The 16,827-nt window shown below is 44.3% G+C and carries 13 protein-coding genes; 7 read left to right on the forward strand and 6 right to left on the reverse strand.

The window, feature by feature from the left end; translation table 11 throughout:
- Window positions 1–664, forward strand: a 664-nt coding sequence (locus tag BGP75_RS13360) for an autotransporter outer membrane beta-barrel domain-containing protein (RefSeq protein ID WP_158070068.1), incomplete at its 5' end; no start/stop codon positions are given.
- Window positions 665–1,370: 706 nt separating this feature from the next.
- Entirely contained in the window at window positions 1,371–2,468 is a 1,098-nt protein-coding gene (locus BGP75_RS13365) for a cache and HAMP domain-containing protein (protein WP_076719337.1), read from the forward strand.
- Between the two features lie 131 nt (window positions 2,469–2,599).
- Here the strand turns inward: BGP75_RS13365 and BGP75_RS13370 are convergent, their stop codons facing one another.
- The 6 genes from BGP75_RS13370 to BGP75_RS13400 form a co-directional block, all read right to left on the reverse strand.
- Window positions 2,600–3,322 (reverse strand): HAMP domain-containing protein, encoded by a 723-nt coding sequence (locus BGP75_RS13370; RefSeq protein ID WP_076719338.1) that lies wholly within the window; start codon window positions 3,320–3,322, stop codon window positions 2,600–2,602.
- Between the two features lie 78 nt (window positions 3,323–3,400).
- The gene (locus BGP75_RS13375) at window positions 3,401–4,387 is read right to left on the reverse strand and encodes an ABC transporter substrate-binding protein (RefSeq protein WP_076719339.1); all 987 of its coding nucleotides are present in this window, start codon (window positions 4,385–4,387) and stop codon (window positions 3,401–3,403) included.
- Window positions 4,388–5,345: 958 nt separating this feature from the next.
- Window positions 5,346–6,149: a DUF1338 domain-containing protein gene (locus BGP75_RS13385; RefSeq protein ID WP_076719341.1), complete on the reverse strand. Its 804-nt coding sequence runs from the start codon at window positions 6,147–6,149 to the stop codon at window positions 5,346–5,348.
- Between the two features lie 255 nt (window positions 6,150–6,404).
- A complete protein-coding gene (locus tag BGP75_RS13390) occupies window positions 6,405–7,517 on the reverse strand; it encodes an ACP S-malonyltransferase (RefSeq protein ID WP_233152922.1) in 1,113 nt (370 codons plus the stop codon).
- 65 nt (window positions 7,518–7,582) lie between these two features.
- The gene (locus tag BGP75_RS13395; protein ID WP_076719342.1) at window positions 7,583–9,880 is read right to left on the reverse strand and encodes an alpha-ketoacid dehydrogenase subunit alpha/beta; all 2,298 of its coding nucleotides are present in this window, start codon (window positions 9,878–9,880) and stop codon (window positions 7,583–7,585) included.
- A gap of 130 nt (window positions 9,881–10,010) precedes the next feature.
- Window positions 10,011–10,658, reverse strand: a complete 648-nt coding sequence (locus BGP75_RS13400; protein WP_076719343.1) for a cation diffusion facilitator family transporter — start codon at window positions 10,656–10,658, stop codon at window positions 10,011–10,013.
- A 211-nt stretch (window positions 10,659–10,869) separates the two neighbouring features.
- Between BGP75_RS13400 and BGP75_RS13405 the strand changes: the two genes are divergently transcribed.
- From BGP75_RS13405 to BGP75_RS13425, 5 genes are all read left to right on the forward strand, one after another.
- Window positions 10,870–11,358: a helix-turn-helix domain-containing protein gene (locus tag BGP75_RS13405; protein WP_076719344.1), complete on the forward strand. Its 489-nt coding sequence runs from the start codon at window positions 10,870–10,872 to the stop codon at window positions 11,356–11,358.
- Window positions 11,359–11,584: 226 nt separating this feature from the next.
- Window positions 11,585–12,913, forward strand: a complete 1,329-nt coding sequence (locus BGP75_RS13410) for a cobyrinate a,c-diamide synthase (protein ID WP_076719345.1) — start codon at window positions 11,585–11,587, stop codon at window positions 12,911–12,913.
- A 395-nt stretch (window positions 12,914–13,308) separates the two neighbouring features.
- Complete coding sequence (locus BGP75_RS13415; protein ID WP_076719346.1) at window positions 13,309–14,520, forward strand: porin; 1,212 nt, start codon at window positions 13,309–13,311, stop codon at window positions 14,518–14,520.
- A 270-nt stretch (window positions 14,521–14,790) separates the two neighbouring features.
- Window positions 14,791–15,933: a DUF3095 domain-containing protein gene (locus tag BGP75_RS13420; RefSeq protein ID WP_076719347.1), complete on the forward strand. Its 1,143-nt coding sequence runs from the start codon at window positions 14,791–14,793 to the stop codon at window positions 15,931–15,933.
- Window positions 15,934–16,131: 198 nt separating this feature from the next.
- Window positions 16,132–16,599 (forward strand): TerB family tellurite resistance protein, encoded by a 468-nt coding sequence (locus BGP75_RS13425; protein WP_076719348.1) that lies wholly within the window; start codon window positions 16,132–16,134, stop codon window positions 16,597–16,599.
- Window positions 16,600–16,827 lie beyond the last annotated feature (228 nt).

Genomic DNA, 16,827 nt, shown 5'->3' on the forward strand with positions numbered 1-16,827 from the left:
AATCAGCCTGAGTCTTTATGGAACCAGTTATCAGTCGGATCAGTTCTTTGTTGAGGGGATCATGACCTTTGGTCAGAATGATTTTGACCAGAAGAGAAACGTTAATTACACCTTGGCGGGCACGACGGTCAATCAGGTGGCCAGTTCTGATTATGATGGCGATCAGTTCTCGCTGGCATTGGGGGGTGGTTACCATTTCCAATACAACGAGATGACCTTGACCACGACGGGTCGTGTGGAATACGTGGATACGACGGTGGATAGCTATAATGAGAGTATGTCCAATCCCAATAGTGATGGTGGCGGCTGGGCGGTAGCGTTGGATGAGCAGAATATGGACTCGTTAACGCTGACCTTAGGGGTGGATGCTTCTTATGCATTGAGCCGCTCCTGGGGGATTCTTTCTCCTCAGGCGTCAATTGAGTGGGTGCATGAGTTTGAGGACGATTCGCGACTGATTTCAGCCAACTTTGTTGGCGACCCCACCCAGGAGAAGTTCCTGCTACCTACAGACTCTGTCGATTCGGACTATTTCAATCTGCGTTTAGGGGTTTCAGGTCAGTTTGCGACCGGTGGTTCCGCCTATGTCTACTATCAGAAACTTCTGGGCTATGATGACCTGGATGTGGATAGTATTGGCTTAGGGTTCCGGTGGGCGTTTTAACCACCAACATTGAGCCGCTGTAATTACAGTATGTGCTTCAATTTGAGCCTCAGCATTTGCTGAGGCTCAATATAAAATGGTGGAATATCTGCTTCGTGACAATAAAGGGCTGGACGTTAGACTATATGCCTGACACTCATGACCGGCTTATAAGGTGAATTCGTAGTTTTCTGTCTTTTTTTCTTATCAATATTAATTGTCTTTTCCTGCATTGTTTTCCATTGTGCTGTTTCACCCTTCCTTATCGTGAAAATATAGTTGGCAGACTAAGCACCGGTCTTTTTAATAAATATACAACTGTACTTTTATGCTCACTTTCAATGGGTTCTCTGGTTCTGGGAAGTAGATCCTTCTTTGGTATATAAGATATTAGTTATTATTGATGTTTTATAAAAAATATTGAATTTTAACAATAGCTTGCCCAAAGAGCATTAATCCTATAGCTTTCACTGTAAATTAATGACTGTGAACAGGAAAATATCGAAATAAATCCGAATGGCTTTGCTATATGACTTTGCCAGCTATCGTTTATCCTGAAGGTTTGACGGTGACTGTTTTATGGGGCTGCTACTGGGTTTTCTAAGTGATTTGATGTTGATTTTTGGTATTGAATTTTTTTTATTCTGATTAGTTTTCCGATTTTTTTATTAAGTAATTTTATTAAAAATGCTGCGTTGATGTGAATATAAATAATATGGAGAAAAAAATGGCGGATGTGAAGTCTACAGGGAATTCTGAACCAAGCTTTAGTATTTTATATCAGATATTACTTACCATGTGCGTTATTGCACTTATTCCCTTGGGGGGCTTATGGTATATCAGCATTGAAAAATCCAGACAAGACTGGACGGATAACGTATTCCAAAGTCTGGTACGAAATACTGATGCACTCACAAGAAGCGTTGATGATTGGACCGCAATGAATTTGAGGGTTCTGGAGCAGAATATCAAAACCTCCGCTCTACTCAGTATGGATGAGAATCAACATCATCCGGTTCTGAAAACGATAACCGATACCTATGAATGGATCTATCTTGCTCATACCCTTTCTCCTGATGGGCAGAATGTCGGGCGCAGCGATGGCAAGCAGGGTAAGTATTATGGTGATCGAGACTACTTGAAAAAGATTCTTGAGGGTAAGGAGTTGGCGACACAGCTTTTAATTGGTAAAACCTCAGGCAAGCCTGCATTTGTCCTGGCAAAACCTATAGGAGGTAAGGAGAAAGGAGGTGTACAAGGGGTTCTTACCATTGCTATGAGCCTTGAGGATCTTTCCAAAACAGTAACTAAAACCAGGATTGGAGAAACCGGTTTTGCTATTTTAGTTGATGAGCAGAACCGACTTATGGCTCACGGTAAGGGAGAAGTCGCCTCTGAGCTTCAGGATTTCAGTTTTCATCCGGCACTGAGTCATCAGAACAAACTTGATCAGGATACCTTTATCTTCGACGACAGCGGTAAAAAAATCGTTGCCTACACAAAAGAAACTCAACAAGGATGGACGTTGATTGTTCAGCAAGACTACCAGGAGGCCTATAGCGCAGCCGACGGAGCACGCCAAAGTGCCTTGCTTATATTGGCTTTTACTTGTGTCGTTGTTGTTATTGTGGCCTACCTGTTGGCGCGTCGCCTAAGTACTCCAATTCGAAATCTGACAGCAATAGCCGATGAAATCAGTCGGGGTAAGCTTGGAGCTAATATAGCTGAAACGAAACGCAACGATGAAATTGGTGCCTTGGCAAGGGCCATAGAAAGGATGGGGATTAGTCTTCAGATGGCATTTGAGCGGTTACGTAAAAAGTAAACCCCCTGACTTTTTATCAAGAACGAATATTTTTGATAGAGACACCTTAGACGCTTGATTTGCAAGAGTGCAGGTATAATTGCCTGCACTCTTGCACAGAATAAGGCGCCGGTTAGGTTTTATTCCAGCTTTTAGATTTTCTTTAGTCTGCGCATCGCCATTTTTGTGCTGACCTGGAGTCTATCTATGGCCCGGGCAAGGTGGCCTATCTCATTATGTGACGTTGTATCTATGGTTGCCTCAAGCTCCCCACGGCTGATTCGATTAGCCGCTTCAGTCAGTGCGCGAATCGGTTGGATCAGTACATGGCGCATCGTGATATAAATGGCTAAAAACAGGGCGATGTTGAGAATCATCATTGCCACGATAATGCTGACAACTGATGAGAGTAGTTCTCGCTCCATGTATTCGGGAGTAACAAAAATATCCAATACAGCCAATTCTTCACCATCGCTATTACGAATAATCTTGCTTTTGATAATATAGGGGATGTTAGTCTCCCTGCTATCTACGCTTAGCGTTTCTTTGGAATCTCGTTGCCTAAAAAAAAGGGGGCTGCGGTCTTCTGTATCGCGTATGACAATGGCTGCAATTTCCTTTTGTAACATTTCTGCATCTATATCTGCATATATTTGGATTTCGTCTATCGACCATAGAGGTTCTGCGAGTTGGCCAGAAAGGCGTTCTGCTATATTAGTGGCTAACTCATCCAGATCTGACTGCATTTGCTGTCTGGTCTGTAGGACGTTATAAAATGCGAAGCCTGAAACAATAATGGTTGTCAGTAGAATCAGTACTACGCTGATACGTGTTTGAATGCTATCTGACCAACTGATTTTAGTTAATGCTTCCATGGGTTTTCCCTTCTTCGGTGTATGACGCTTACGGCAGCTTTCAGCTTATGGGGATAGGTTGAGATGGTTTTGCGAACATCAATCTGTCCAGACTGAACGCACAGCAATGCTCTCTGGAATCTTTAAATCAAAAAGTTCAGCTTGGTGTCGACTGAACAGGTAGCGTCCTTTCTTGGCTACTTTTGGATAAATTCTTCTAGGTGGGGTGCCTGCCAGAATGCGTTCTGTAATAGTGGCCGCCATGCGTCCTTGCTCTTCTCCGCTGAGGACCAGGCCACCGGCTGTTTTATCTGCACCTACGGCAAAATCCCAGAACCCGAATATAGGGATATTTGTGTTTACCTGTGTCCATTCCATAACTTCACTTGCGGCTACATGCTGCCCAGTAGCGTCACGAATAGTATGATAGAGGCCAACAATAATGGCACCATAACCGTTATCAGCAGCGCCTCTTATTTGATTTTTCCAGGTGTTCCAGTCCCCGACTAAACTCAATTCAGCCTCCACACCAAGAACTGATAGTTGAGTCTGCCCTTTGAAGGTTTCTGCAACGGCTGATTGAGAGGTTGTCCCTGAGTCAAACAAAACTAGAATTTTCTTTGAGTTGAGTTGCAGAATTTTGGATACAGTGACAATTGATCGTTTAAATAAAGGCCTTTCCAGAACTCCGGTAAAGTTGTGGCTATCGGTGGGTAGGTAATCTCTGGGATTACGATTAATACCCAGATAGACAACAGGGGTATTGGTCTTGGCCAGCCGTGGTCCAAGAAGCTTTAGCGCGTTGTCATCCCCGAGAATAACAAGTTCTGGCTTAGTCTCTAGATAGCGTTCCCAAGCTGCATCAGACTGTTTTTTGAATGCTGATTGAGGGAGTCGCTTGGTGTCCATTTGGAAGAAATCCAGCAGATGCTGTTTTCCCAGTATGGTTTTTAAACCCTTTATATAGCTGGCGTCCCAAGGGTATTCCTGATGGTAACTCTCTATCACTAAAATATTTTCAGCGTTTGTATTTAAGGTATATAGCAGCAATAGCAGACAGTACAGCTGTTTAGTGAGCAATCCCATAGGCTTCTCTCTTAGAATTTTTTGATCCTCATCTGTACAGCAACATAGGTGTCCTATGTGCTGTCAGTAAGATCTGCTTTTTGTTGTTTTAAAATTCGTTACAGCATTTTTGTTGCTTAGGATCTAGAATGGATAATTGGTAATACCAATTGTTCTCAGGCAGAATAGAATAAACCAGGATATTGATGAATGCAACTTTCATATTCTTCCTGCTCCAGAATGATACATGGGGACACTGGTCATAAAGTCACTTATTAAGAGATAGGTGGATATTAAGTACAAAGTTCCTATTGGCCGTATGATGTAGATCCGGGTAATAGTTTACTGATCACTAGTCTTTGATAATAAATTGGTAATACCAATTTTTTGGTCTGCATAAATCAGTATTGAAGGAGAGGAGTAAAAAATTCTGATTCGGGAATGCTATCGATGAGGGAATTTAAAAGTACTGCCCAGGCACAAGGGCTCCTGGCCTTGTGTCTGGGAAAGCAGGGGGGGAGAACGTTTATCGCGGAACGAGTGAATGGCCTATCTGGGAAGTTCGGGAGGAAATTTTGTCGTTTTAATTGTCTTTACCTTGTCGCAAAGAGCTTCTCTAAGGCTGTCTATGGCTCTTTCAAGTTTCCGAAGTTTCTGGTCTTTTAAATTACTGAGATGAGCATCATATTTTGGATACATTGATTATCCTCTGTAAGAGGGCTCTTACCCATAGTTTTATATTGTTCTTACATCTCCGTTACAACCCTGTCGTTTATAGTACTTCTTGTCAGTCGTAGTTTGTAGTCATAGTGCTTGATTGCGCTGCCAGCAACAAATATTGAGTGGTTATTCAAATATAGCAGTTTTTTATGACTTCATAGAAGTAAGAAGTTCATTGAACAACATTCTGTTCGCTGGTATTGGGGAATTCTGGGAGCCGTAACCCTGTTACGGCTCCGATGAAGTTAGTAATCGAAAGCTAAGCTGCTGCGTTTGTTGATTCGAAAATTCGGTCAGCATTATCGGCAACAAACCCCTGAAACAGCTCTCCATCGGACATTGGATAGCGTTTGGCAAACTCATAGAAGCATGATGGTATTACCCGTTCAGTACCGTCGGCAAATTCGACCGTAATTTTATCCGCTAATGTTGATGATTGTTCCAGGTATATTTCTGGAGTTCCTTTCACTTCACCACCGGATGTGTTTATGGCAAAACCGCAGTCTTTTAATAGCTGATTGATATCCGAGACTTCATTAAATTGTTTAAGATGATTTACGCTGACGGTGAAGTGGTTTGCTCTTAAGCCCATTGTTGCAGTCCAGGCTGCATACTCACTCTCACTTAAGAGGGTATCGTAATCTTCAATGGATATTGGACTCCAAAGAAGATCGTCGAAAAAAATGGAGCATCCGTTCAGGCAATTAGCGGGTATATCAGAGACTAATCTGCTGAGTATTTTCTGGCTGGAATCAGATAAGTGGTGACGCTGGAGTTCACTGAGAAATATTTTGGGAGCATCTTTATCTGAGTGATTATAGCTCTTGGCAATCAGATTTTTTGATTTGAAGATATAGCTGTCAAAGGCACTGTAACCTAACTCCCTTAGAGCCGGTTCAAGATTGTCTAAAGATATCGGCGAATCAGAAAATGTACGAAATGCTACGTGGTCATTGATAACAGTTTCCCCTCTAGTGCTGAAAATTTCGTGAATTTTTCCTGCTTGAGGAGTGATCTCAACATAATTTTTCCAGAGAGAAGAGTAAAACTGAGTGATATTCATGGTGGGCCTTCAGGACTGATACAGCGTATCTTTCAGCGCTGTTCTAATTGTAGAAATTAAAGGCGGCTAAGGTACTCTGATTAACTAAGATTGTGAAATATCACTTTTTGATGTCAGCTAGAGGATTTTTCTATACCAGCAAGTGTTAGATAGGGTTTTATATATCAGCGAGTAGTGAAAAGTGCTAAAGGTGCCAGTATGCGGTTAGCACCCTCAGCTACTAGATCTTCTGGATATAATTGTTCCTTTTTGCTATTAGCAAGTAACCAGCTGACGCTGTTCATCCATGCCCATGGATAAAACTAATGGCTTCTCCCTTTGACGTTCTACAAAATCCTGTTTACAGGTCATTCCCTGCCATTGGATATTGATTAAACTCTGTGCAACAGCTCCGCCCAGTGTTTTACCAGGACCGAGTATAACTAGCTTGTCAGGTGCGAATTCTTTTACAGATACCTCAATCGCTTTAGTAAAATCATAGTGTTCCACAACCTGGTGTCCAAATGTGTAGTCAAAGAGTTTTTGAAGGCTTGTGGAATAAGGAGTCCAGATTTGGCCTCGACCGTCTACCATTGGCACCTGAGGGCGATCAAAGAGTGCCTGATCAAACCTGCTCAGGGCTATTTTGCTGATAGGTGACTGCAACGGAGTGTGGAACGCTGCATGGTTATATAATCGCATCGGGAAACGTTCTTGCTCTGAAGGAAGCTGAGTCGTTAATTGATTCAATGCGACATTGTTTCCACCGAAGACCAACATTCCTCCGAGCTCGATTGAAGTGAACAGCTGGCACTCAGGGCGAGAGTTAATGGCCTCCACAATCTCTTTTAATTGCTTTCTGCGACCGGGAATTGCCCGCCAGTTCTCATCCACCAAAGGGTAAATCAGCTGGCCACCGATCAGGCTTTCATGCATGAGGTTCCCCATTGTATTGATAACCTGCATGGCCTGATCCACTCCTAATGCTCTGGCGCAGGCCATTGCGATATACCATCCCATGGAATTCCCTGTGATCGCTACTACCTCATAGCGGTTTGTATCGATACTGAGAAAATCACTGTAGGCGCAGGCATATATAAGGGGAGAGGCATTGTCACCACGGCTATGCTCCTTGAGGACAAAATCCTGACGGTTATCCAACTCCGAAATGGCTGTTTGTTGCTGTTTTCCCCGATAATTATCTAATGAACTGATCAATTCAGATTTATCGCTGTGGTAGCGTTTTAAATAGCCCAGCTCCTGCTTAGCGTATGTTCCCCGGCCTGGGCAAATGACCAGAATTTTCTCTTTCTGATTATTAAGGAACGCTTGCTGTTCGCTTAATTTCTTATCTTGAGCAGTACTATTCTTAAAGCTATTGCTAACCATTGCATTTTCCAACGTTGACTAACAGTTGTTTGTTCCTGGTAATAAGTTCGTTATTAATCTTGAACTCAAGCTACGGGTTCCACACGTGGGGCGGGTGTATGTTTGTTGAGCAGTCTCAAGGCTGCTTTGATGATATCGTCCTTTTTCGGAAGAGTTGCCGTCGCTGCAGGCCCGAGAGGGATAAAACTGTCGGTGGCCGTCAATCGATTGATAAGCGGTTTCTTATTAGCATTCTGTTCAGTGCTTGCCTTGCTGAGCTCTTCTAGCAGCAAGGTCATCAATGCTTCACTGATGGAACCTGTTTGGCGGCATTCATCAACGATGAGAATATGACTACAATCGGCTACGGACTTCATAATGGCTTCTTTATTTAAGGGAGCCAGCCAGCGCAGATCAATGACGCGCAACTGGATATTCTGGACTTCCAGTTCTTTTGCTGCTTGCCGTGACAGGTAGTAGCCATTGCCATATGTCAGAATGGCCAGTTCAGTACCCTTTCCATACTGGTTCAGTTCTCCCAGTGCGATTGGTTGTGCCTCATCGGGTGCACGATATGTTGAGGTCCAAAGTCCATCCCCTTCTTCATGAAGGTCGCGGGTCATATACAGGGCAATGGGTTCTAAAAAGATAACGATGCGTCTTTCTTCCTGAGCCAGGCGTACGGACTCTCGCATCATCTCTACGGCATCTGCTCCGTTAGAAGGGCAGGCGAGAATTACGCCGGGAATATCTCTAAATACAGCAAAGGAATTATCATTATGGAAATGGCCGCCAAATCCTTTTTGATAGGCCAGTCCGGCAATACGTATGATCATGGGGTTGCTGTATTGGCCATTGGAGAAAAAGCTTAATGATGCAGCCTCCCCCCTGATCTGATCTTCAGCATTATGTACGTAGGCCAGGAACTGGATTTCAGGAATAGGAAGGAAGCCGTTGTGTGCCAAACCGATAGCCAGTCCCAGAATGCTCTGCTCATCCAAAAGAGTATTGATTACTCTATGTTGACCAAATTTCTCAGATAACTTGCTGGTGACATTATAGACACCACCTTTCGGACCAATATCTTCACCCGCCATAATAATATTACTTTGCTCAAGCATCAGGTCTGCCAAAGCCCAATTAAGTAAACGTGCCAAGTGCTGAGGCTGTTCCATAAAGCGTTTTTCACGAGAGAACAGTTGCTTGCGGGATAAACCAGAATTACTCGTGCATTTATCCAGGTCATGCCTACCGAAGGATTTCGTTTTCTCGGGCACTATGGATTGCATCACTTGATGAGCTGTTTTTAATTTCGGACGCAGAATGCATTGTTTTGCAACCCGACTAACTTGTTCTGCGATTCCATGGTAAAGATCGCAGATCTGATCACTTCGTAATATATGGTTATCTATCAGTTGGCGAGCAGTATGAAGTAGCGGGTCCTGTGCTTCTGTTTGCTCGATCACTTCACGGCTTAGGTAGGCTGCTTGTGCATCGGAACCTGCATGTCCCATTAATCTCACCGTGCGAATGTGCAGAAAAACCGGTTGACGGTATTTACGTGCGTAGCGTTCAGCCTGTTTAGCTGTACGATAGGTGTCTAACAGGTTTAGCCCATCACAGTACAGGTATTTTAGACCTGGCCTGTTACTGAAGTTTGCCTTGATCCAGTTATGTGGGGTGTTCGTGGAGATTCCTATGCCATTGTCTTCACAAATAAATACCAAGGGCAGTGGTACTTTTTGATAGGCGGTCCAGGCGGCGCAGTTTATTGCACCCTGTGCGGTGGAGTGGTTGGCCGATGCGTCGCCAAAGCTAGATAAGACCACACCATCGTTAGCTAAATGGATTTTGTCGTCTTGGCTCAGATTCATACGCTTTCGTAGCGGAATACTGTAAGCCGCGCCAACAGCTTTGGGAAGGTGTGAGGCTATGGTACTGGTTTGAGGAGGGATAAACAGCGCTTTGGAGCCCAGTACCTTGTGTCGACCTCCAGAAATCGGATCATCTGCTGAAGCGCAAAACGAGAGCAGCATATCGTAAATTGGCGTCTGCCCGGCCAGTTGTTTTGATCGTTGAATTAAAAAGGCAGCATCACGGTAGTGAAGAAAAGCCATATCATTAAAGCGAAAAGCCTTAGCGATCGCTGCATTACCCTCGTGCCCTGAGCTACCAATGGTATAGAAGCCTTGTTTAAGCGCTTGTAATCGTCTGGATTCGAAATCAAGTTGCCGGCTGAGAACCTGTGATTCGAAAAGTTCCACAAGGTCCGCCTGATCAAGTCCTGATTGTTTCAGAGTTATGGCTGTGTCACTGAATGGAAGGTCACTATCAGAAACCCGCATCAGAAAGTTATTATGGATAATTTCTGCACGGTTTTGCATAGCTAGACATCCTTTTAGGTCATAGGTGGATTACTGTTATCTTCACCTCAATAGATTAATCCGTTTATATCGTTAAGGCATAATAATTTATATGTAGAGCAGGTATAGGTTTTTACTATGATGACTGCACTTATTGCCTTGTTTGACAGCTTGGGGTTGGTTGTTCTGAAGCCTGTCTCTTCTCGTCAAGAGATTGTTTGATTATCTGGAACGAAGAACTGAGAAACAGTGATGCCATCAGCAGCGCAACCAGAAGGTCCGGCCATGGCGTCTTTGTTTGCCACACAGCTGCGGCTGCCAGTAACACTGCGATATTGCCAATTGCATCGTTACGGCTGCATAGCCATACAGAACGAACGTTGGAATCGCCATCACGATATTTAATCAGTAGCAATACGCTAAGCAGGTTTGCAATTAACGCCAGCATTGCTACAGATCCCATAATAAATGGTTCAGGGGAAGGAGCGACAAATAGACGATAAAGAGTAGAGGCCAATACCCAGACTCCAATCAGGCTTAGGCTAATACCTTTAAAGAGTGCTGCAGTGCTGCGCAGCTGTATAGACTTTCCTATAACGTAGAGACTAATAGCATAGGTGGTTGAGTCAGCCAAAAAGTCCAACGCATCAGCCTTCAGAGCCTGAGATTGGGCGTTCCAGCCTGCGCTGATCTCAACCAAAAACATTGTGAAGTTAATGGCAATAACAATCCACAGTATGCGTTTGTAACCGGAGGATACTCCTTCAAATTTTACTCCCTGGCAGCAGTTGCTTCCCATGACAAATTCCTTGAATTGTTGACTGAATAGGTACAGTATAAAACCTATAGTTACTATAGGTTCAACTGTCGATTGGGGTGTTTTGCAATTTTTTCGGTTGGGAACTTCCACTGATGATCGGCTGCATCCCAGTTCAGACTAAGGAATCTGCGTAGAAACCTCCGCCGACAATATAATGGGTTTTGTCGTAGCCAGAAAAAAGGAGGGGAGTATGTCTGGCAGCAGGTATTCGATAGGAGCGTTGTCGCATGAGACCGGCTGCAAGGTGCCAACTATTCGCTACTATGAACGAATCAAGTTATTACCAGAGCCGCCTCGCACTGAAGGGAAGCAACGCCGTTACAGTAAGACTCATTTGGATCGTCTTAGATTTATTTGTCATGCCCGCGAATTAGGGTTTAGCATTGAATCTATTCGCCAGCTTTTGTTGTTGGGCACAGATGTTCCTGAAAAGAGTAAAGAGTGTTGTTATAACCCTAACCCTGCTGAAGGTTCCTCCTGTAATGTTGAAATAAGCCATAATGCCGACGAAATTGCGAAGCAGCATCTTGCCGAGATTGAAGGTAAGATTTCACGTTTGAGTGGGCTGCGGGATGAGCTGAAAAGTATGATAAACGCCTGTGAGTCCGGCCACTCGCATAGTTGTCGTGTCATTGAAGTGCTGTCGAATCATCAGTTATGTCATTCTGATCATCGCTAAATTTGTCCGTTTTCTATGGATATTGAATCCCAAGAACAATGACTATCCTCGGCTAGCAGCATTTTTAACAATCTCTGTTACAGCTGTAACCTTTCAATATTTGCTCTCAATCCTTGCTATCTTGTTGTAACCATTAAAGCGACTCATTTTCTTTAAATATCAATTATGGTGCTGCTTCAAATTGTGAGCAGACTTGGTAAACTGGCTATTAGTTGGAGGACGACTGATGGCATCTGATCGTAGAAAAGTACAATGTCCGGCAATTTTGATCGCGGCTCCGGGGTTTAATCAGGGGCGGACGACCATTACTGCTACGCTAGCCCGATATCATCGTAATCAGGGACGTAGAGTGCGAGTGTTGAAGGCCGGACCTGATTTTCTCGATCCTCTTTTATATCAATGTGCAAGTGGTCATCCTGTAGATACTCTGGATCTCTGGCTGGTTGGTGAAGCAAAAAGTAAACATTTGTTACATCGAGCGGCTTCAGAATCGGACTTGCTTATCATTGATAGTAGTGCAGGGCTCTATGATACCAACGCTCTGTCCAGCCAGCTGGCAGTTACCCTGGGGGTACCTATTATGGTGGTCGTCGATGGATCCTGTAAGAATCAGAACTCTCAGGATTTTATCGATGATTTGGTAACGCTCAGTACCGATCAGTCTATCGCCGGGGTATTAATCAATCGGGTCAGCAGTGACTATCAGCCCGAGCTGTTAGCCAACCGACTTCAACAGGGTATTAGTTATTTCGGTCATTTACCTGAAGCAGAAGCGCTAAAACTCCCCGTTAAGGATCACCGGTTACTGGTCGATATGGAGCTGGAAAAGCTGGATCTGCAGTTGGACCAAGCCGCTAAAATTCTGGAAACAGCAGGCCTGACTGCTCTGCCTGAACCGGTGACGTTTTATGACGCACCACAACCGCAAATGCCAGCACTACTGGAAGGTATTCGTGTTGGCGTAGCAAAGGACGAAGCCTTTGGTTTTATTTACCACGGTAATCTTGAGCTATTGAGCGCCATGGGAGCTGAAATTCAGTTTTTTTCTCCGATTCATGACACCCATGTTCCTAATGTCGATAGTCTTTGGTTTCCCGGTGGTTTTCCAGAATTGTATTTAGATCAGTTATCTTCGAATTCCACAATGAAGGCTTCTATTCGTGAGTTCCATTCTTCTGGAAGATCGATTCTTGCTGAATGTGGAGGAATGCTTTACATGATGGGTAGCCTTACAGGAGCATCGGGTTTAAAGTCTCGAATGGTCGGGTTGTTATCCGGAAATGGCAAGATGCTGGATCACCTGAGTGGTTTCGGTATGCAGTCAGTAAAGGTTGATGACCAAGTGATTCGTGGCTATGTTTTTCATCATTCTCGAATGGAGAGCGCTATGGAACCGGTTACGGTTAGTGATCGACGCCATGGTTTACGACCCGGAGAAACCCTCTACCGTTTAAATGGCCTTTATGCATCCTATGTGCATTTTTATTTTCCTTCCCACCCTTTATTGACTGCTCGTTTTTTTGGATCACCTATTTTCGCTAATCCCGACTACTAGCTTAATATTCCTTAAATATTTTTTATCTAGTGATACCCTTTTTGGTTGTTACCAACCAGGTTTGTTTAGCTGTTATAGGGTGATTTTTTCTTATTATATATTTATCTGGAATGCTGATCCTGATTAAAGTAACTCTTATCCTGATAATCCAATAACACCCTGTCTATCCAATTCCATCCAATAAATAATCCCGTTTCTATAAAATTATAAAAAAATAGTGAAAATTCTCGCAGGAATTCAATAACCGGACTACTTTAATTGAAGCAGGTATAGAAGTAACTGAATAGAAATAGGAATAAAAGTGGAGGAGCGTTAGAAAGTATGCATGGTTTTTTACCTCCAGATGATTGGATGAGGTCGCTGGAGGGATAATATGCCCTTAGAGGAAGATAGCGATGAATATGGAAAAAACACTCTTGGCCTCTGCAATCGGATTGGCTTTATTAAACCCTGTTCCGGTTTACGCTGGGGAGCTTGAGGATCTGAAGTCCCAGATGCTCAAAATGATGCAACGGATTGAAGAGCTTGAGAAAAAGCAGATGGATATGGCTGAGACTGCTGAGACAGCCCAAACCTCTAGCTCGAAGCCTTCGGTCAGTTCCGGTAATGATAAAGTCAGGCTGTCACTTTCCGGACAGGTTAACCGCGGGGTGCTGGTCACTGATGATGGGGATGAGTCAGATTATCACTTTGTCGATAATGACGCCTCCTCAACTCGTATCCGCTTTATTGGTGAAGTTGATCCTTCTGAAACCCTGACAGTAGGTGCCGCTATAGAGGTTCAGTTAGAGTCCAACTCAACAGCCAGTGTCAGTCAGTCGACCGGCAAGAGCGGTGAGGGCCCCGATAACTTCACCCAGCGTCGTCTGGAGGTTTATGCCGCAGACAAAAACTGGGGTAAGGTTTGGCTTGGTCAGGGTTGGACAGCGACAGAGGGGACATCTGAGCAAGATCTTTCTGGCACAGACATGGCTGGGTATTCCGATACCGCTATTCTGGCGGGTGGCACCTTTTTTCGGGAAAGTGGTGGTGCCTTGAGTTCCGTTAGGGTTAAAGACGTGTTAGCTAATCTGGATGGACAGGGGCGCAATGATCGAATTCGCTACGATACGCCTAATTTTGGTGGATTTACGCTTGCAACCAGTTTGATAGAAGGTGATGTGTGGGATCTTTCAGGTAAATATTCTGCGAAATATGATGGCTACAAAGTGACGGCGGCTCTGGGGTATTCCGATGATGTGGGGTCTGATCTCATTAATGGTTCGGCCTCGGTTCTTTTAGATAATGGTTTTAATTTTACCTTGGCGGCAGGGGAGCGAGATGTCGATTCAGGGAGCGTTGACCCGAGCTTCTTTTACTTCAAGCTGGGTTATCGAGTATCGTTGACAACGGCTGGAAAAACATCATTTTCCGTGGATTACCATGAGACAGACGACGCTAAGCTAAGTGGCGACGAGGCATCCAGTTACGGTTTCCAGATGGTTCAGAAAATTGATGACTGGGCCACTGAAGCTTATTTAGGAATTAGAAACTATGAACTAGAGCGTCCGGGGACTGAATTTGAAGACGTTTCTGCTATATTAGCCGGTGCTAGGGTAAAATTCTAAGATGTCTCTGAAAAATTCAATATGGATCAAAGGCGTCGTTCTGCTGAGTGTGTTTTGGCTCAGTGCTTGCGGGTCAGCCCGTCCTTATACCTATGTTGACCAAACTGAAATTCCACCAGGACCGGGTATTCTGACTGGAGAATCGGGAGTTATAGGTACGCCTCCTGGAAGGTCAAGCTCAGAATGTAGCCGACAATCTGAAAGGGGGTGCACCACTGATCAGTGAAAGGCCTGAGATAAAAAGTAAAAATCTGGATAGTGGAGAGCTGAATGTACGGGGATATTCCCTCTTTTTGTGATTTTTCAGAGGTGACTGATCGGCGACACTACCACCAACTCCCCGATGATTGGTTGGTGGTTATCGCGGATATTAGAGGCTCGACACCTGCTATTGCCGCAGGACGCTATAAAGATGTCAATATGATGGGTGCTGCTTGCATTACGGCTGTCATCAATATTCGTGGCAATTGGCAAATACCCTATGTTTTTGGTGGTGACGGCGCCACTATGGCTGTTCCTCCTGATCTTTCTGATGCGGCTTGCAAAGCCCTTGCTGGAGTTCGCTCCATCGCCAGGCAGCGCTTTTCCCTGGATTTATTGATCGGGATGGTCCCGGTCAGGGCGATTCGTCAAGAAGGGTTTGAGGTTAGGGTAGCCAAGTTCGAGTTATCACCGGGCAACTACTTAGCAACGTTTAGCGGTGGTGGTGTTGAACTTGCTGAAGGCTGGGTCAAATCCGGCGAGCAGTTCTTGGTGGGAGATTCATCAGAACCAGAAAATGCCGATCTCGAAGGTTTGTCTTGTCGCTGGGAACCACTGAAATCTCAGAATGGGGTGATATTAAGTATGCTTGTTCGAGCGACTCCTGATGAGCAACAGCAGCAGATATATCAGCAGGTTATCTCGCAGACTGCAGATGTGATGGCAACGGATAAGGAGCAGGGGCGTCCGATCAATAAATATAATTTGCGCCTGAGCTGGCCACCACGAGGTATTAAAGCAGAGATTGACGCGACGCTTGGAAGTCATAATCGTTTCATATGGACTCTCAGGCTCTATAGTGTCAGTTTGATACAATTTGTACTGGACACCTTCGGCATTAAAGCTGGCGACTATCAGCCCAGGCTTTATCGACAAGAACTCAGGCAGAATTCTGACTATCGCCGTTTTGATGATATGTTGCGTATTCTCTTTGATTGTACCAATAAACAAGCAGACCAAATTGAATCGGCTCTCAGAGAGCTAAAACAGCAGGGAAAAATCACTTACGGTTTACATCGAACAGGTCGAGCGATAATGACCTGTCTTGTTTTTGACCTTTCGCAAGGTGAACATATTCATTTTTTGGACGGTGATGACGGTGGTTTTGCTATGGCGGCCAAGCAGCTGAAGAATGATTCTGCAGGTAAGTAGCATCTACTTACCTGTTAGTGCCGTAGATACAAACATTGATACTGTTGTCAAAATCACTAGAACCCTGGTGCGACTATTGCTTGTCTATGTGGTCCCAAACTATTAGGCGCTCTGATATCGGAATTTATTTGATTAGACTTGTCCATAGGTTCCTTAGTATGTCTGGCAGTGGTATTTTTATCAGAGGTAATGAAAAGTATGCTAGCCAAGATAACTCAGTTCTTCTCAGAAAACCTTGAGCTGCGCGAGAAGCAATCAAAGATTGAGCGGGAAGATGCGCTGAAACTGGCCTCTGCCGCACTACTTGTTGAAGTGTCCAGAGCTGATTTCGATATTGATGCTAAGGAACAAGCCGCGGTCATCGACACCCTTAAGAAACAGTTTGAATTATCTAACGAGACTGTTGAAAGCTTGATTTCGCTGGCAGAATCAGAGGTCGAAGAGTCAGTATCTCTTCATCAGTTTACTCGCTTGGTCAACGATCACTATAACCCTGAACAGAAACTGGCTCTGATTGAATCCATGTGGAAGGTGGCATTCGCCGATGGTGAAATAGATAAATATGAAGACTATCTGATACGTAAGGTGGCTGACCTTATCTATGTTTCCCACAGCGAATTTATTCGTTGCAAACTGAAAGCCCAGTCAGCCTACAATGATTCTTAGAAAAATATAGTTATGCATTCAGACAGTTGTGGGCTAAAAGTGAATGAGGAGAACAACAGTTTCTTTATCTATTAACCCGGCGTACAAATAGACGAATTATGGTACACTGCCGGGTATGAATAAAACTGATGCCCGCAAGCTATCTTCTGAAATACAACAACACAATCGAGACTTGGCTATTCGGCTCTTTGGACAGGGCCAGACGCGAAAGCAAATAGCTGAAATTGT

The organism is Motiliproteus sp. MSK22-1 (assembly GCF_001968815.1).
Lineage (GTDB): Bacteria > Pseudomonadota > Gammaproteobacteria > Pseudomonadales > Balneatricaceae > Motiliproteus.